This is a genomic window from Flavobacterium endoglycinae, assembly GCF_017352115.1.
In the GTDB taxonomy this organism is placed as follows: Bacteria; Bacteroidota; Bacteroidia; order Flavobacteriales; family Flavobacteriaceae; genus Flavobacterium; species Flavobacterium endoglycinae.
In genome coordinates this window covers 3,696,626-3,716,004 of the sequence record NZ_CP071448.1, presented here as the reverse complement: position 1 = coordinate 3,716,004, position 19,379 = coordinate 3,696,626, and the positions used below count along the sequence as shown (strand labels likewise).

General features: G+C 35.1%; 13 protein-coding genes. 6 read left to right on the top strand and 7 right to left on the bottom strand.

Annotated elements, in window-relative coordinates; genetic code table 11:
• Positions 1 to 295 precede the first annotated feature (295 nt).
• The 7 genes from J0383_RS16520 to J0383_RS16490 form a co-directional block, all read right to left on the bottom strand.
• A complete protein-coding gene (locus J0383_RS16520) occupies positions 296 to 1,366 on the bottom strand; it encodes an outer membrane beta-barrel protein (protein WP_207295082.1) in 1,071 nt (356 codons plus the stop codon).
• A 592-nt stretch (positions 1,367 to 1,958) separates the two neighbouring features.
• Positions 1,959 to 2,921 carry a glycoside hydrolase family 5 protein gene (locus J0383_RS16515; RefSeq protein WP_207295081.1) on the bottom strand — a complete coding sequence of 321 codons (963 nt, stop codon included), beginning with the start codon at positions 2,919 to 2,921 and terminating at the stop codon, positions 1,959 to 1,961.
• A 12-nt stretch (positions 2,922 to 2,933) separates the two neighbouring features.
• A complete protein-coding gene (locus tag J0383_RS16510) occupies positions 2,934 to 4,166 on the bottom strand; it encodes a glycoside hydrolase family 27 protein (RefSeq protein ID WP_207295080.1) in 1,233 nt (410 codons plus the stop codon).
• Positions 4,167 to 4,255: 89 nt separating this feature from the next.
• Positions 4,256 to 5,311, bottom strand: a complete 1,056-nt coding sequence (locus J0383_RS16505; protein WP_207295079.1) for a hypothetical protein — start codon at positions 5,309 to 5,311, stop codon at positions 4,256 to 4,258.
• Between the two features lie 17 nt (positions 5,312 to 5,328).
• Entirely contained in the window at positions 5,329 to 6,927 is a 1,599-nt protein-coding gene (locus J0383_RS16500) for a RagB/SusD family nutrient uptake outer membrane protein (RefSeq protein WP_207295078.1), read from the bottom strand.
• Positions 6,928 to 6,938: 11 nt separating this feature from the next.
• Positions 6,939 to 10,136 (bottom strand): SusC/RagA family TonB-linked outer membrane protein, encoded by a 3,198-nt coding sequence (locus J0383_RS16495; RefSeq protein ID WP_207295077.1) that lies wholly within the window; start codon positions 10,134 to 10,136, stop codon positions 6,939 to 6,941.
• 310 nt (positions 10,137 to 10,446) lie between these two features.
• The gene (locus J0383_RS16490) at positions 10,447 to 11,325 is read right to left on the bottom strand and encodes a helix-turn-helix domain-containing protein (protein WP_207295076.1); all 879 of its coding nucleotides are present in this window, start codon (positions 11,323 to 11,325) and stop codon (positions 10,447 to 10,449) included.
• Positions 11,326 to 11,621: 296 nt separating this feature from the next.
• On the opposite strand from J0383_RS16490, the gene J0383_RS16485 reads away from it, so the two are divergent.
• The 6 genes from J0383_RS16485 to J0383_RS16460 all read left to right on the top strand — a co-directional run bounded on the left by J0383_RS16485 (position 11,622) and on the right by J0383_RS16460 (position 19,265).
• Positions 11,622 to 12,752 (top strand): glycoside hydrolase family 26 protein, encoded by a 1,131-nt coding sequence (locus J0383_RS16485; protein WP_207295075.1) that lies wholly within the window; start codon positions 11,622 to 11,624, stop codon positions 12,750 to 12,752.
• Positions 12,753 to 12,788: 36 nt separating this feature from the next.
• Positions 12,789 to 14,180, top strand: coding sequence for an MFS transporter (locus J0383_RS16480; protein ID WP_207295074.1), 1,392 nt, complete (start codon positions 12,789 to 12,791; stop codon positions 14,178 to 14,180).
• 27 nt (positions 14,181 to 14,207) lie between these two features.
• Positions 14,208 to 15,398 carry a glycoside hydrolase family 130 protein gene (locus tag J0383_RS16475; RefSeq protein ID WP_207295073.1) on the top strand — a complete coding sequence of 397 codons (1,191 nt, stop codon included), beginning with the start codon at positions 14,208 to 14,210 and terminating at the stop codon, positions 15,396 to 15,398.
• A gap of 6 nt (positions 15,399 to 15,404) precedes the next feature.
• Positions 15,405 to 16,595, top strand: a complete 1,191-nt coding sequence (locus J0383_RS16470) for an AGE family epimerase/isomerase (protein WP_207295072.1) — start codon at positions 15,405 to 15,407, stop codon at positions 16,593 to 16,595.
• Position 16,596: 1 nt separating this feature from the next.
• Positions 16,597 to 17,826, top strand: coding sequence for a glycoside hydrolase family 26 protein (locus J0383_RS16465; RefSeq protein ID WP_207295071.1), 1,230 nt, complete (start codon positions 16,597 to 16,599; stop codon positions 17,824 to 17,826).
• Positions 17,827 to 17,978: 152 nt separating this feature from the next.
• Positions 17,979 to 19,265 (top strand): glycoside hydrolase 5 family protein, encoded by a 1,287-nt coding sequence (locus tag J0383_RS16460; protein ID WP_207295070.1) that lies wholly within the window; start codon positions 17,979 to 17,981, stop codon positions 19,263 to 19,265.
• The last annotated feature ends 114 nt before the right edge of the window (positions 19,266 to 19,379 follow it).

Below are 19,379 nucleotides of genomic sequence, written 5' to 3'. Positions count from 1 at the left end.
AGCAAATCAAGGAGATAAATGAATAACGTTTTTATTAAATCCTCAACTTAAAAACCCACAACTCAAACCCACAACTCAAACCCACAACTCAAACCCATAACTCATAACTTATAACTCATAACCCACAACTCATAACTAATAACTCATAACTTATAACTCATAACTTATAACTCATAACCCACAACTCATAACTAATAACCCACAACTTAACCCCCTTCCAAAATAAAAAAGCTGCCAAAACATTAGTATGTTTCGACAGCTCCAAAAAAAAAAAAAAAAATATCAATCTTTATCTCTAGAATGAGTATGTTGTAGCAATTAATCCGAAGAATGATCCTCCTGTTGGTGCAGCGTCTTTATCTAAGAAGATATCTTCAGAAGCAGCATCGTATCTAAACTCTGGGATTATTGTAAGTTTTCCAACTTTATAGTTTAATGAAATTGTGTTAGCAAATACGCTAGATCCTGTTAGGGTTCCTAAACTTGGAGCTGCATCTTTAGCATCAAAATATTCCATTCTGTAAGCTAAAAGCAATGATGGGCTGAATGAGTAATTAGCATATCCTACTAATGAGAACCATTCACCATCTAAAGTGCTGTCAAAATCATTTTTAGTTTTTGCGTAAGTTCCGTTAAACCCTAAAGCAAATGCATCAGTAATAGTTTTAGAAGCTACGAAATCAAACTGTGTTTTGTTTTCATCAGAAGCTGGATTGCTGCTTCCTGATGTAAAGTTCAAATAAGCACTCCCTGTTTCTCCTATATATCCAATCTGTCCAATATATGTTTTTTGAGTTGATCCTGCATCCATCGCTGATTTAAAGTCTGTTGGGTTGGTTACACCAAACATCGCTGTAAATTTTCCTGAAGTATACTGTGCTTTAACCCCTGTATTAAAGAACGGACCGTAAGAGAAAGCATATGACATACTGTAGTTTTTATTATCAACAGCGTCTAATACTTCATATCCGATATGTGTACCAAAACTACCCGCAACTACTTTGAATTCGTCTGTAATTTGATACGTGAAAAATAATTGTTTAATTAAGAATTTAGCATTTATATCTTTATCTGTTGTCTCATTATATGAAAATTCTCCTGCTCTCTTTCCGAAACCTAAGTCTACGAAAACAGATCCTTTTCCAAAACTATGACCTGCTTCGATCGAAGCCATTCCTAATTCAAATGAATCCTGTGAGTTGGTAAAGCTCGTTAGTCCATTCATTTGTTTAGAAAAATCATATTTGTAATAAGCATCAGCAGATCCGCCCCAAGTTGTTGCTGGTGAAGTTGGTGATTCTTCATCTTGAGCAAAAGCAAATGAACTTGTTAACGTCGCAGCTAAAATGTAAAATACTTTTTTCATGTGTTAATTGGTTTTAGTTATTAAATTGATTTTGGTTAGTTAATCCTTTATATATCTATTTCATAGTATAAGTCATTTTCTGGAAGTCTTGAATCTGTGCTCTAAAACCTCATATTTTCATTAGCGAATTTATTAACTTTTGCATGAGTAGAATCATTGAAAAGTACTTTTTTGACGATTTCGCTAAAGAATTATGGATTACAAAAATTAAAGAGCCAATAATCAATATTTGACATTTACAGCGTTTTGTTTTTGAAAATTCAATAACACAATTTCAGTAAAAACAACCAAAAAATAAGGGTAAAACAAAATTCAAAGACATAAAAAACACTAAAAAAACCTAAAAAATCACTTAAAAATAAAACTACCCCATTAAAAAATAGGGTATTAATCAAAACATAAAAAATGTATTCAAATACAGAATCAAATTAAAAGTATAAAAATCCACCAGTAACACCACGTTAAAATTCTTACAAAAATATATACGGCAAACCTATAATCAAAAAGACTTTCAGCAGTATTATTTTCTCCTTTAAAACATAAAAAAAGCCTGCTCAATTTTGAACAGGCTTTATGGTTTACCGCTTAAATTTTATTCCTTATTATATTTTCTTAAAAACTCTCGAACTTTGATTCCCGATTCTTTTAAATCTTCTTCTTTCCATTTTCCTTCAGATTTTGCCGATTTCTTTAAAATAGAACAGGTTTCGTCTTTATCTGAAACCGACCAAGTTATCCAGCTCAGTTTATTACTTTCCATCCAATCTATATATTCCTGCCATGCTTTTATATTTAAAGGTCCGTCTCCAGAAGCTTCCATTCCGGCAGATTCCGATATAAATACTGGCAGACCGCTTTTTATGGCCGCATCGGTTCTGTCTCTTAACTTTTTGCCATGGGTTGCGGCATAAAAATGCATAGTATACATTATATTAGTATAACCTAAAATTGGATCCGCCGCTGGAAGATCAATATCCTGATCCCAATGCGGACATCCTACCAAAATAATATTCTTAGGATCGTTTTCTCTAATTACCTTAATTATCTCTTCGGCATAATCCTTAGCTTCCTGCCAAGTTTCATAATCCGGTTCGTTAAATACCTCATATATAATGTTGGGATATTTGGCATATTTTTTTGAGATTTCAGCGAAGAATTCTTTTGCTTCGTTCAGGTTGATGTTATGACTGTGCCAATCAACAATAACATATATATCTGATTGTATGGCTCCTTTTATAACCGCTTCGATTTTTTCTTTTGAAAATTGCGGATCTTTACTATAAGAATGCTCGCCTAATTCAATTCCCATAGCGGCACGAACAACATTGCAATTAAAATCCTTCTTTAGCCAGCTTACGGCTTTTTCATTGTAAAATCTCGGCCACATACTATGCCAGCCAAAACTCATTCCTCTTAAAACAATTGGCTGATTATTCTGATCTGTTAATTGAGTGCCTTGAACACTTAAAAAACCATGTTTCTTTACAAATTGTGCATTCGAAATAGAAAACATCAGTAATACACCTATATATAGTATTATTGTTTTGAACCTCATCTTGTTTTTATTTTAAAGAGATAATTTCAATGTTATGCAATCGTGAGAAGCCAAATCTGCTGTAAAGTTCTTTTTGGTGGTTCCGGCTTCTTTATGAGTCCAAAGATTTTTTAGTTTGAAAGTTACTTTATTAAAGTCCGCTTCATAGCCAAAATCAGCATCTTTGAATGTATTTTTCTTCCAGTCAAAATTAACTTTTTTAGCAACTTCGCTTCTATTTAAAAATGTCACAGCCCAGTTTCCATCTGATAAGGGTTTAACCCAAACTTCCAATCCGTCTTCTGCCAAATATTTAAATCCTTGAATTCCTAATTTATCCTGATTAATAGCTATTAATTCTTTATTGGTCAAAAGAGCCAATGTCTCTTTGTTCATTTTTCGGTAATCATTTCCCGTAAATAATGGAGACGATAACATACACCACATTGCAAAATGCGATTTATCTTCGGTATGATTCATTTCGTTTCCTACTTCCATCATATCAAAATCATTCCAATGATCGGGACCAGAATATTTACGAATGTCTTTTCTCATTTCGGCTATTTTCATAAATCCCCATGATGACCAATTTTCTGGATGTTTGAATTCGCAGTCAAAACAAGGATAAATATCTCCTGAAATTCTCCAAAGATTTCCAACTGGTTTCCCCCATTCCCATGGCTGATTGTCGCCCCACTCGCAAAGACTGAAAACAATTGGTCTTCCTGCAGTTTTTAACGCATTACTCATAGTTGTATATGCTTCTTTAGCGGTAATCCCTTCGGTATTACACCAATCATATTTCAAAAAATCGACGCCTAATTTTGCATAAAAACGTGCATCTTGATATTCGTATCCGCGTGTTCCAGGATAGCCGGCACAGGTTTTGGTTCCGGCGCAATTATACAAACCAAATTTTAAACCTTTGCCATGAACATAATCAATAAGTGATTTCATTCCGTTTGGAAATTTAACTGGATCAGGAACTAAATCTCCGTTTGCGTCACGTTCTCTGGTCATCCAGCCATCGTCTAATACAATATACGTATAACCTGCCGCAGCTAATCCTGATGACACCATAATATCGGCGGTTTCTTTTACCAGTTTTTCATCAATATTAGTAGCAAAAGTGTTCCATGAATTCCAGCCCATTGGCGGTGTCATGGCCAGACCTTCAAATTTTCCTGCTGATTGTGTATGTGTATTTCCCTGACCAAAACCTAAAACCGAAGCCAGTAAAGTCAATCCTAAAACTATTTTTTTCATTTTAATATTATTTAAAGCTATTATAAAAAGATATTCCCTAATTTTTTAATTAGGGAATATCACACAAACTAACTCAAAAAGAAAATCTCTTATTTTAATACAAATCCTATATCGTCGAATAATACGGTATTACCACCATCATTATTTGATTCTTGAAACGTAAGCATAGTAAGACTGGTTGGATTTCCTAAATCACTAAAAGGAATTTCCATATACACCCACGAAGTTGTAACTGGCAAAACATAATTTACGCCGCCATTTACACTAAAATTAACTCTACCCGTTTTTGAACCTTTAATAGCAATACGCAATGCTTTGTATGGAGTTAAATCAACATTGAAGCCCCAATTTCCGCCATCCCATTGACCGAATTCCCACTGCCAAGATTTTTGGCCTTGATAAGAATCTCCGCCAAAATCAAAATTAACACCTTTTCCTGCCCACGGACCTCCCCATTGTACACCATATAATACATCATCGTACAATGCTGTTCCTATGGCTTCTTTTGAAGTTGCTGTTCCGGAGATATTAGCTACAGAAAGATATCTGTGATTAGCATTTGCTGGGATTTTCACCACGATCTGCTCTAAAGTTGAAGATACTATCGTAACCGGAACCGCAGGTTGTGTTGGTGTTTCTGCCAAAGTAACTACAGGATCTAAGAAGTATTTACCTTTAATTATTACCTGATCTCCTTCTGAACAATTTATAGAATTAAAACCGCTAAATGTAGGCACTGGAGGCGCAACAGTCAAATTATATACCACCGTTCCTCTATCTGTAACTACTTTTAACTGATTAGAAGCATTCGCGTAAGGCGTATTTTCATCGACTAATATAATGATATCAGTATCTGTTACAAATGTTGGTCTAAAATAGGTATCGTAGTCATTAAAGTATACTTTTTTTGTAGTAAGTAAACCTTTTCCATGAATGACATAATAGTTTTTTGGATCTACTAAGGTTACAGGAGTTAATGGTTTAAGACTTCCATCTGCATTATATCCTGAAGGCATCACAGACTCTATTACAGGAGCACCCGTATATACTTCAGCACTGTCATCACTGGAACATGAAGTAAAAAGCGTCAGAAAAAGCATCAACGCCATACTTATTGTTAACGAAACAATTTTTATATTTTTCATACTATTATTTTTAAAAATTATTTAAAAGTATACGGTGCTACTTCTGTTAATTTTGGATTTTTAATTAAATCATCTGCAGGATAAGGAAGTAAAAGATTTGATGCCGAAATGGTAATGTGTTTTGGCGTTACTTTATCTCCTCTGTTTTGTGCTTCTAAAATTGCTTTTGCTTTCGCAAATGGCAAACGTCCAAGATCAAAATAATAGTCACCTTCGCAGGCTAATTCGGCACGTCTTTCTTTGAAAATATCATCAAACGAAATAGAAGCTTTAATGGGCAGACCAGCTCTTTTGCGAACTGCGTTAAACGATTTTAAAGCAGCTGGATCTGAAGTACTTCCTGATTGCGAACCTAATATAGCTTCGGCATGAATTAAAAGCAGGTCAGCATAACGCATCATGTAGCTATTCATACTGCTTTCTCCATTAAATGGTGCATTGAATGGTCCTGTAAGTGGTAAATTTTCTTTTCCGATAACGTATTTTTTCAAACCAGCTCCTGAATTCTGCGCTTCATTTTCTTCTTCAAAAGTATACCCTAAAAGTTTTGGCGAATCTACTGCCAGTGTCTGTGCATAAGTCAAGTTTGGATAATAATCTCCAGGCAGCATAAATGTTTCTGCTCTTCTTTTATCTCCCGGCTCATAAACATTATGAATTAAATCTTGCGAAGGTGCAATTTGACCTGAATAAGAAGTTTCCACCAATCTGTTTTCTGGTGCAAATAATGTATTAGAGAAGTTTCCTTCGAAATACGTTCCCGCTCCTGTCCATTGCCATGAAAATATAGATTCTTCGTTGTTATTATTTTTCTGAAGCCATAAATCAGCAAATGATTTTGTTGGCAGTTCGTCTCCTCCTAATAATTTAAATTCTCCGCTGTTGATTACTTCCTGAGCCATTGTTTTGGCCAGATCGTATTTCTTTTGATACAAATATACTTTTGCCAAAAGTGCTTTTGCAGATCCGCTGGATACGTGTGCATTTGCCGCGTAATCAGAACCTCTGTTTTTTGATCTTAAATTATCGATAGCGAATTTCAAATCGTTTTCAATAAATTTATAAACGTCTTCAACTGGATTACTTGGAATCACGAAGTTTTTAGAATAATCAGCATTGTTTTCGATAATGGGCACATTTCCCCATAATCTTACTAAGAAGAAATAAGCAAAAGCTCTAATAAAATGCATTTCTCCCATTGCATTGTTCAAAGCTTCTTTTGAAACGTTTGGGCCAACACTTTGCGGTAATGTATTAATATATGAATTACAATTGGCAACTGCTCCAAAACATGATCTCCAAGAATCACCAATAAAAGACTGGCTGCTGGTAAAACTCAAATCTGTAAATTTTCCAAACTCATTATAAGGACCTGCATACATATTTCCCGAAATAACATCGGTAATACCATAAAATCCTTCTTTATTCATATTAAACCATACAATACCGTAAAGTCCGTTACTGGCATTATCTAGTTTTACATCAGAATCGTAATAATTTCCTATTGTTGGCACTCCTTCTGCAGGTACATCTAAAAAGTCCTGAGAGCAAGAAGAAGACATTAACGTAATTATGGTTAAAGCAACAGCACCGCTTCTTTTTATTATATTTTTCATATTATTTCGTATTAAAATTCAACATTAAAACCAAAAGAAATCTGTCTTGGCACTGGGTAACGTCCGTTATCTACACCAGATAATAAAGCATCCTGATTGTATGAACCTACTTCAGGATCATATCCTTTATACTTTGTAAAAGTGTATAGATTTTGACCAGAAGCATAAATTCTTAATCTTGTGAGTTTAATTTTTGAAATTATATCTGAAGGAAGTGAATATCCTAAAGTCACATTCTGAATTCTTAAATAAGATCCGTCTTCAATAAATCTTGAAGAAACTGCATTATTAATATCATTGTAAGCAGATGGTCTTGGCAAAGCAGCATCAGTATTTGTCGCTGAATAAAAATCTGCCGCTTCTGTTAAATAGTTAGTTCCTAAATTACTGTTTAATGTACCCGACATACGAGTTAAATTCATCAGCTTATTTCCAGCAGTTCCCTGAAGAAAAATAGACAAATCAACATTTTTGTATTTGAAGTTATTCGTAAAACCGTATGTAAATTTTGGATTTGGATTTCCAATTGTCACTAAATCTTTAGTATCAATAATACCATCATTATTCTGATCTTTATAAATTACATCTCCTTTTTGGAATTCAGGCAATAATGAGTTGGTACCGTTTTTCAAAACTACTTTTGTTCCAGAACCATTATCGTGTCCGTAAGTCAATAAATCCTGATCGGTTCTGTAAATCCCTGTCGCCTCATACCCTATAAATGAACCAATTGGAAGACCTTCCTGAGTTCTAGAAACCGTTACAGTATTATAAGCTAGTGTTCCCATTGTTTTTACAATGTTTAATCCCGCCATATTTGTAACCTCATTTACATATTTAGTAAAGTTGGCACTGGCATTCCATGAAAAGTTTGGAGTAAACTGCTTGTTATAGGTAAGTGTAACCTCAAGACCTTTGTTCTGCATACTTCCTAAGTTAAAGTATGGAGGATTAACTCCTCCTTCGTAATCTCCACCGCCTGAAAGGAAGTTTGGAAGAGGCACTTGATACAAGAAGTTTTTAGACACTTTTTTATACACATCAACAGTGGCAGAAAGTGAAGAATTAAATAAAGTAAAATCTAATCCTAAATTCGTCTGTTCTTGAGTCTCCCATTTCAAATCTTTATTAGCCGTATTTGATGGAAGATAAGAAGTTCCCATTGTACTGTTAATTAAGTGAAGGTTAGAATCATATAAATTGTTTCCAATTTGGTTGTTTCCTGTCTGTCCCCAACCTGCTCTTAATTTAATATTGTCAACATATTTTTTAGTTCCTTCCATGAAAGCTTCGTTTGAAAGTTTCCATGAACCACTTGCAGAGCTGAAAACACCCCATTTATTACCCACAAAGAATTTTGAAGATCCGTCAGTTCTAACCGCAGCTGTAAGTCCGTATCTGTCGCCATAATCGTAAACTACCCTTCCTAAATAAGAAGCCAGCGTTTGAGTACCAGAATAAACTCCGCTTGTAACGGCTTTTGATAAGTCTGAAGCGGCTAACGATTTATCGTTATTATCTTTATAACCATACCCTGTAATCGTATATCCTTCCCAGTGCGCTCTATTCGATTCTTGAACTGCTAAAACTGTAAAATTGTGTTTATTAATTGTTTTTCTATAGGTAAGCATGTTTTTTAAGTTCCATGAATTTCCTGAAGAAGGATTATAATACAAGTTGGCAAAACTTTTTACTGCATTTCCTAAAGAATACATTGGATCAAATCGCTGGCCTAAGTTATCATAAATATAGCCACCTGCTTCAAAACGATATTCTAACCCTTTAGCAATATCAACTTGAGTATAAAAATTCCCTGAATAGTTTTTTCTCACTAAAGTATTGGAACCTAATAAAGAAGTTGCAACTGGATTTACAAACGATGTTGCCCCACCCGCAGGAGGACCTGCAAAAGCACCTGATAATTCTCTAACTGCCACATCTGGAGTTGCCAATAATGAAGTCGCTACCACTCCGTTAAACTGTCCGTTAAGTGTTAGTTTTTCATCAGTTATAGCACCGCTTACGTTTACACCAACTTTAATAAAGCTGTTTACTTTAGCATCAATATTAGTTCTAAAGTTGTATCTTTTAAAACCAGATTCAATCACAATACCTTCCTGATTTAAAACACCTCCAGAGATATAGTAATTAATTCCTTCTTTCCCTCCAGAAAATGATAACTGATTTGAACTCATCACTCCCGTTTCATAAATTGCATCCTGCCAGTCAGTACCTTTTCCTAAAAGTTCTGGATGTGCAAATTCGGGTCTGTAAGAAGTTGGATCATAAACTGATGACAATGCATTTTGATGTCTAGCATATTCCTGAAGATTCATAGAATGAAGCTTTTTAGGAAGATTACTAATCGTATACGAATTCTCAAAAGACAATTTTCCAGTTCCTTTTTTACCTGATTTTGTCGTAACAATTACAACCCCGTTTGCTCCACGAGAACCGTAAATAGCTGTTGCAGAAGCATCTTTTAAAATATCAATCGATTCGATATCACTTGGATTTAAAAGTGCCAGCGGACTTTGTGTAATATTACCATTGTTAGAGAAGTTCGAATTTCCCTGAGCATTTCTTCCAGATGTAGATGAGTTTCTCGCGTCTCCCGACATTGGCACGCCGTCAATTACATATAAAGGTTCGTTTGTTCCTGTTAAAGACGAAACCCCTCTAATTCTCACCGAAACGTTACTTCCCGGTTCGCCAGAGTTACTATTTACGACTACCCCAGCCGCTTTACCCTGCATCATCTGATCAAAAGAAACTACTTTTAAGTTTTCGATATCTTTTGAACTAATGCTCGAAATAGCACTGTTTACATCTTTTCTCTTTTGAGTACCGTAACCAATTACCACTACATCTTTAAGATCTTCAGCAGCCGATTTTAAAATTACATTTATAGTCTTTCTACCATCAACAGCTACTTTTTGTGTATTGAATCCGATAAAAGAATATAGTAAAGTCCCATTTGCAGGAACATCGATCGAATATTTTCCGTCAAAGTCTGTTGAAGTAGAAACTTTAGAGCCGGCAATCGAAATATTGGCACCAGGAATCGATAATCCTTTTTCATCAGAGACTGTTCCCGAAACCTTAACCTGAGCGGTAATAAAATTACTGGTCAGTAACAAGAAGAAAATCAAAGGAACAGCACTGTGGTTTGCGTTCCAATGAATAAAGTTAGTCATTAGTTTTTTCATAATAAGTGTTTGGTTAGTTTAAATTTGTTTCTTCATAATTAGTAATAAAAGGGCGTGATTTATTTTCTAAATTATTTAACAAATCTATAACAGAAGAAATTATCAAATCGATAGTATTCCATCATTTAATGATAATATTTTTACTATAACTCATTTAAAAAACACATATCAAAAAAAATTATGGTAAAAATTAAATTATTCGCAATGACATTAGTAAAATCAACCGCTAATTATAAAGAAAAGTTAACAAAAACATAAAAATCAAACGTTTTCGTTAAAAATAATATACTTCAGTGAAAAAAAAGTATCACTATAAAATACGCTTTAAACCAGAAAAATCCTCACGATACTGACTCGGAGTACAATTTTTAATAGCTTTAAAGCTGCGATTGAAGTTCGCAATATTATTGAATCCGGATTTAAAAGCTACTTCAGAAACACTCATATCTTTTTCTACCAGCCATCTTGCCGCATATCCTATTCGGATATCATTAATATAATTGACAAAAGTTTTTCCGGTACGCTTTTTTATAAATCGGTTAAAAGAAATTATAGACATGCTCGCCACATTGGCCACATCTTCTAAAGTAATCTTATCGGCAAAATGCTTCTGTACATATTCATACACCAGTTTCATTTTATCATAATCATCAAACTTATCATAATCAACTGTATATGTAGAAAGCAAACGCTGGTTTCTCGAATTAGCAAGATCATATAATAAGGATGTGATTTCCAAAAAATAATCCATGCCATCTAATTTAGAAAGCCTTACCAATCTTGGTGTTAATTCTTCTGCTGTTTTTTTAGAGAATAAAATTCCGTGAATAGAACGGTTAAACATATCACGAATTGGATTCATAATGCGTCTGGCAAGCAGCGATTCATGAAAAAGATCATTATGAAACTGAATAGTAATTTCATGTATCTTTTTATTGGTACACTTATTTAATTCCCAGCCGTGATACAAATTAGGACCAATCAAAACGAGTTCAACATTATCTATTTCCTCAATATTATCTCCTACAACACGTCGGACTCCTTTTCCGTTCAAAATAAAATTGATCTCAAATTCAGGATGATAATGCACCGGAAAATCAAAACTGTCTTTCACTCGATCGAACACCAAAAAACTGTCTCCAGCAGAAAGAGGAGCGATCTCTCTATAAAAATTTTTATCGTTGCCCATTATTAAAGTTAGTTTTAGTTAGTTTAGTCCTGCAATAATATGATATATAATTGATAAAATAATATTAATTACACGAGAAACATACAATTATCTTTGAAAAATAGAATTATCAACTTTACAAAAACTGTATTAATAATAATCATTAATCATTTTTAATACTTAATCTTTTTATAGTTTTAATAATTTTATCCCAGAAACAATACTGAATTACAAACTAACCAAAACCAACTTTAGAACTGATTGGCAACACAAAAAGCAATCATAAAGAAGTACATTGAAGCCCAATATTTCCGAATATGAAGAAATACTTTTACACGTTTTTAATCACCGCATTTCTAGGAACTTCATGTTCTGCTCAATCTATAAAAAGTAATACGAATTTGTCACTTTCAGATAAAAAAGCAACACTAGAAACGGTTTCGTTATACAAAAAACTCAACCGTATTACTCAAAAAGGATTCTTATTTGGACATCAGGATGATCTTGCGTATGGCGTAAACTGGAAATACGAAAACGGAAGAAGTGACATAAAAGACGTTGTAGGCGATTATCCTGCCGTTTACGGATGGGATATTGCCGGTTTAGAAAAAGGAGACAGCAATAATATCGACGGCGTACCTTTTGGCAAAATGAAACAATATATTATTGAAGCCAATGAACGAGGAGGAATTTCGACCATAAGCTGGCACTTTGATAATCCTGCAACCGGAAAAAATGCTTGGGATAACACTCCAAATGCTGTAAAAACCATTTTACCTGGTGCAGAAAACCATCAAAAATACCTTTCATGGCTAGACAAAGCCACCGATTTTTTTCTTTCCTTAAAAGATAAAAAAGGAAAACAAATTCCAATAGTTTTCAGACCTTTTCATGAATTAACTGGAGGCTGGTTTTGGTGGGGAAAAGGAAACTGTACTCCCGAAGAATTTAAAGTAATTTGGAAATTTACCTTTAAATACCTGCAGCAAAAAGGCGTTCATAATTTAATTTATATTTATAACACAAGCAGTTTTAATTCTAAAGAAGATTTTCTAGCCAATTATCCCGGTGATGATTTTGTGGATATGCTGAGCTTTGATTCATACCAAAATAATAATGATAAAGACGGTCAGAAATTTATTGAAGAAGTGCAAAAACAATTTAAAATCCTAAATGAAATTGGACTTGAAAAACACAAACCCATTGCTCTTGCCGAAGCAGGTTACGAAGCCGTTCCAGATCCAAAATGGTGGACAGGAACGCTTTTAAAAGCGATTGGCGATTATAAAATTTCATATGTTTTATTGTGGCGAAATCACGGCTGGCAGGAAAAAGAACAGAAAATGCATTATTATGCACCTTTTAAAGGCCAGATCAGCGAAAAAGATTTCATTGATTTTTACCATCTGAAACAAACCTTATTTGAAAAAGACATCAAAAAACTTTAAAACTAAACTCAAAACTAAAACCTTAAAAACCAACCAATGCACGACAAAATTCAATTAAAAGAAAAAATCGGTTACGGACTTGGAGATGCCGCTTCCTCTATGTTCTGGAAAATTTTCAGCATGTATCTTCTGTTTTTCTATACCGACGTTTTCGGTCTGGCTCCGGCTGTAGTGGGAACAATGTTCCTGATTACCAGAATCTGGGACTCTTGTTTTGACCCGATTGTGGGAATCATTGCCGACAGGACCAAAACAAAATGGGGAAAATTCAGGCCTTATTTACTTTGGGTAGCTATACCTTTTGCCGTAATTGGAGTTTTAACTTTTTATACCCCTGATTTTGACGAAAAAGGAAAAATCATCTACGCCTACGTAACTTATTCTCTAATGATGATGATTTATTCTTTAATCAACGTTCCGTATGCTTCACTTTTAGGAGTAATGTCATCAGACAGAAAAGACAGAAACACATTATCATCCTACAGAATGGTTTTCGCGTTCGGCGGAAGTCTTTTAGCACTTTGGCTAATCGAACCATTGGTAAACTATTTTGGAGGAAATTTAAATTCAAAAACGGGCTGGCTGGCTACCATTACGGTTTTCGGAATTATTACCACCGTTTTTTTCTGGGCTTGTTTCTTCTTCACAAAAGAAAGAATAAAACCTATTGAAAACGAACAATCTAATTTAAAAGAAGATTTAAAAGACTTAATTAAAAACAAACCGTGGTGGATTTTATTAGGTGCTGGAATAGGAACTTTAGTTTTCAACTCTATCAGAGATGGTGCAGCAGTATATTACTTCAAATATTATGTAAGCAGTGCTGTAAACTTTGATTTTTCACTTTTCGGAAGTGATTTTCACATGACTCCCACTTCCATTTATTTGGTTTTAGGACAAGCCGCCAATATTATCGGAGTTATTATTGCAACACCAATTGCTAATAAAATTGGTAAAAAGAAAACCTTTTTTGGCGCTATGGCACTCGCTTCAATTTTGAGTATAATTTTCTATTTCTTCGGGAAAGAAGATGTTTTCCTAATCATGAGTTTTCAAATTTTAATCAGCATTTGTGCCGGATGTATATTCCCATTAATCTGGTCAATGTACGCGGACAGCGCTGATTACTCAGAATGGAAACAAGGCCGTCGTGCCACTGGATTAGTTTTCTCAGCATCATCAATGTCACAAAAATTCGGCTGGACAATTGGCGGAGCCGGCGCTGGATGGCTTTTAGGTTTTTACGGTTTTAAAGCCAATGTTGAACAAACCGCAACAGCCCAACACGGAATTCAATTAATGTTAAGCATACTTCCTGCAATAGCAGCAGCCATATCAGTCGCTTTTATTGTGTTCTATCCTTTATCTGAAGAAAAACTGCAGACGATAGAACAAGATTTAAACGAAAAAAGAGAACCTAAAAACTAAAAAATAAGATACCGAAATCAAAAATATATGACAACAATAACCTCTTCAGCCACATTTCAACAAAGAAAAACGGCATTAGAAAACGAACATAAAGCGCTCATCGAGAAAAAAAACACTCCTGAAGAAAAAGCAGGAAACGGAATCTATGAACGTTATAAAAACCCTGTAGTAACTGCTGCTCACGTTCCGTTGAACTGGCGTTTTGATCTTAACGAAAAAACAAATCCGTTTTTACAGGAACGAATTGGGATGAATGCCGCTTTTAACGCTGGAGCAATGAAATGGAACGGAAAATATCTTCTTGCCGTACGCGTAGAAGGAATTGACCGAAAATCATTTTTTGCTATTGCAGAAAGTCCAAACGGAATCGATAATTTCAAATTCTGGAACAAACCTTGCGTGATTCCGCAGACTGCAGAACCCGATACAAACGTTTATGACATGCGTTTAATTAACCATGAAGACGGCTGGGTTTACGGTATTTTCTGCACCGAAAGAAAAGATCCAAAAGCTCCAAAAGGCGATACAAGTTCGGCTGTAGCCAATGCAGGAATCGTGCGTTCAAAAGATTTAATCAATTGGGAAAGGCTTCCTGATTTAATTTCAAATACAGGACAACAGCGAAATGTGGTTTTACACCCCGAATTCGTAAACGGAAAATACGCTTTATACACACGTCCGCAGGATGGATTTATTGATGTTGGTTCAGGCGGCGGAATTGGTTTAGGATATGTTGACGATATGACGAATCCAGTTGTAAAAGACGAAAAAATAATTTTTGGAAAACAATATCATACGATTTATGAATTAAAAAACGGTCTTGGCCCTGCTCCTATCAAAACGTCAAAAGGCTGGTTACATCTGGCACACGGAGTTCGCAATACCGCTGCAGGATTACGCTACACCTTATATATGTTCATGACTGACTTACATGATATTTCGAAAGTGACGCACGTTCCAGCTGGACATTTTATGGGACCGGAAGGAATAGAAAGAGTCGGCGATGTATCGAATGTATTATTTTCAAACGGATGGATTGAAGATGCAGACGGAACTGTGTATGTGTATTACGCTTCATCAGATACCAGAATGCATGTTGCTGTTTCTTCTGTAGAAAAATTAGTCGATTATGTAACGAATGCGCCAGCAGACACCTTTATTTCAGCAGGTTCTGTAGAAACGATCATCAGCCAAATCGAAAAAAACAACGCAATATAATTCCAAGTGTCAAAAAAATTAAAACAGTTAAAATCAGAATTAGAAACCGAACTGGATTCTATTCTTAAATATTGGTCAAAAAATACCATCGACAATCAAAACGGAGGTTTCATTGGCCAGATTGATTTTAACGATCACATTATAGCAGATTCAGAAAAAGGTTCAGTTTTAAACGCCCGTATTTTATGGACGTTTTCAGCCAGTTATCAGACCACAAAAAACGAAAACCACAAAAAACTGGCTGAAAGAGCCTTTGAGTTTCTGTCTGAACACTTTTATGACAATCAATTTGGCGGTCTTTTTTGGAGCATCAATGCCGATAAAACTCCAAAAGATACCAAAAACCAAATTTATGCGCTGGCATTTGCAATCTACGCATTATCTGAATTTTATGCCATTTCTAAAAATGAAAAAGCTTTAGAAATTGCCATTAATTTATATTCTAAAATTCAAGATTATAGTTATGACCCTGTAAACAAAGGGTATCTGGAAGCTTTTACAAGAGACTGGAAACCCATTGATGACTTGCGTTTAAGCGAAAAAGACGCCAACGAGAAGAAAACGATGAATACGCACCTTCATATTATTGAAGCCTATGCGAATTTGTATAAAGTGTGGAAAAACAAGACGCTTCAAAATAGTATGATTGAGCTTCTCGAAACCATTGAAAAACATTTTATTAATACCGAAACTGGAAATCTTCGTTTGTTTTTTGATGAAAAATGGGTCGAAAAACCAGACGTTATTTCATACGGACACGATATTGAAGCAGCTTGGCTTTTACAGCAATGTGCTGAAATTTCTGGAGATGAAACTTTAATTGCCAATTATAAAAAATACGCAATCCAAATTGCCGAAGCCACAAAAAAAGGAATCGATTCTGATGGCGGATTATGGTACGAATACGATCCAGAAAAAAAAGAATTAATTGCCGAAAAACATTGGTGGCCGCAAGCCGAAGCCTTAATTGGTTTTTATAATGCGTACCAATTAACCGGTAAAGAAGAATATCTGGATATTGTGTACAAAAACTGGGAATTCACCAAAAAATACATTCTCGACACAGAAAACGGCGAATGGTTTTGGGGAATTTACAGCGATTATTCTGTAATGCAAAAAGACAAAGCAGGTTTTTGGAAATGCCCTTATCACAACGGCAGAGCCTGTTTGGAACTTATTAACCGAATTAAAACGTAAAATGAAAACAACATTTCTTAAAATAGCATTTCTCAGTCTTTCGATTTTAACCCTCGCAAGCTGTTCCTCAGACAAAGAAGATTCTGACGAAGTTATAATCGATTATCCTATGCAAGACGATCCTTTAACCACATCAAATGCAGCAACCTACATGGTCGACGCCAATGCTACGAAAGAGACTGTTGCCCTATTTTATAATTTAAAAAGACTGGCGAAAACCAAAACTGCAATTGGACAACAGGATGCTTTCAACAGTTTTTACCAAGATGCAGGCGGAGAATCTGATATCAAAAAAAACACGGGTTTTGATCCTGCCGTTCTGGGTTCTGATTTTATGTTCATCACTGATAAAAACAATAACGAACAAGCCAATAACTGGTTCTATCAACAGGAACTTAAAATTACATCAGATGTTAAAAACGCTTACGCAAAAGGCATAATCAACACCTTTAGCTGGCATTTGAGAGAACCGTATAATGATGAATCTTTCTATACGGCCGACATGACTTCGGAACAAAAGGCAACGGCTTTTAAAAGTATTTTACCTGGCGGAGCCAACAACGAATGGTACAAGAAAAAATTAGACAAAGTTGCCAGTGTTGTTTCAAATCTTAAAGGTGCGAACGGCGAATTGATTCCAATTATTTTCAGACCTTTTCACGAATTTGACGGAAACTGGTTCTGGTGGGGAGCGGATTACTGCACGGCCGATGAATACAAAAAAGCGTATCAGTTTACCGTTGATTATTTAAAAAATACAAAAGGCGTTCATAACATTTTATATGCCTTTTCTCCTGACAATTCGTATACAACGGAAACTGCTTATTTAAGCCGATATCCGGGCGATAAATATGTTGATATTATTGGAATGGACAATTACGGAGATTTCAATAATCAAGGACAAACTGGATCTGACAAAGCGAATTCTAAGTTAAAAATTCTTTCTGATTATGCTAAAGCAAAAGTCAAAATCGCAGCCTTAACCGAAACTGGTTATCGTGTAACCAACACAAATCCAGCCATTACTGATTGGTTTTCGACTTTATTGTACAGTGCTTTAACTAAAAATGACATTCAAATAAGTTACGTTATGTTCTGGAATAATAATACAGATGGTTATTATGTTCCAAACGGTTCGGTTTCAAACACAGCAGATTTCAAAACGTACAGTTTAAAAACAAAATCAGCATTGGTAAATTCTCTGCCAAAAATGTATGAAATGCCGAAATAGTTTTTGTTTCATGTTTAAAGTTTGAAGTTAAAATCAAAACTTCTAAAATAACGTATAGCCCTAGCCCTGATAGGAGTGAAAATCCTTTTGTGGAGGGGTTCGCCACAAAAGATTGTAACGGATAGCAGGATTAGCTCCTTAAAATATAAATTATGAAAAACCATTTTTTCAAAACACTTTCTGCAGCCTTGATTTTTGTTGTAATGGCTTGTCAGGCGCAGGAAAGAATTACCGTAAAAGGAAACGAATTTTACAAAGGCAATACACCTTACGCTTATATTGGAACCAATTACTGGTACGGAAGTATGCTGGCTTCTAAAAAAATAGGTGACCGTAAAAGACTTTTACGTGAATTGGATTTCATGAAAAAAAACGGAATCGATAATTTACGTATTTTGGTTGGTGCCGATGGCGGAAAATATGATTTCACCGTTCGTCCGGCTTTGCAATACGAACAAGGAAAATATGATGAAGATTTATTGGACGGTTTGGATTTCTTGATTAACGAAATGAGCAAACGCAAAATGTATGCGGTTTTGTACTTGACCAATAACTGGGAATGGTCGGGAGGAATGTCGCAATATTTAGAATGGAATGGCAAAGGTCCAGTTCCAGTTCCAAATATTCCACCGAATACATGGCCTCAATTTATGTCGTATACAGAACAGTTTCACAGCTGCGAACCTTGTATGGAGGCACTGAGCAATCATGTGAAGTTTATTATTGGAAGAACTAACGTTTATTCTAAAAAGAAATACAACGAAGACAATACGATTATGGCGTGGCAGGTTGGAAATGAACCACGAACTTTTACGCCAGAAAACGAAGCAAAATTCACCAAATGGCTGAACAATATTGTCGATTTGATCGACAGTTTAGACCAAAATCATTTGGTTTCTACAGGTTCTGAAGGAAAAAACAGTTCGAACGACAGCATGGAAATTTTTGAAAGAACGCATCAAAACCCAAATATTGATTATCTAACCATGCACATTTGGCCAAAAAACTGGAACTGGTTTAAAGCCGATAATGCCGAAGCAACCATATCAAAAACAATCGAAAACACAGGAAAATATATTGATGACCATATTAAAGTAGCCAACAACTTAAAAAGACCTATTATTATTGAAGAATTTGGGCTTCCGAGAGAAAATGAAAATTTAAATGCTGGTGCGCCTTCCGTTTACCGCGATCAATTTTACAGCTACATTTTTGGAAGAGTAGTTGAAAGTCGTAAAAATGGCGGTCCGTTGCAGGCAGCAAATTTTTGGGGTTATGGCGGTGAAGGAAAAGCAGTAAACGAAACTGGAAAATGGAATCCTGGAGATCCGTTAACTACAGATCCTCCGCAGGAACCGCAAGGTTTAAATTCTGTTTTTAACGGAGATAAATCAACTTTAGAAATTGTAAAAAAATACAATTTAGAATTGAAGAAATAACGATATTATTTTTCCTGTTTTTGTAGAGACGCACCGCAGTGCGTCTAGGTTCTGTAAATTCGATACGCATAAGACGCACTGCGGTGCGTCTCTACAATCACATTTTACTTTTCA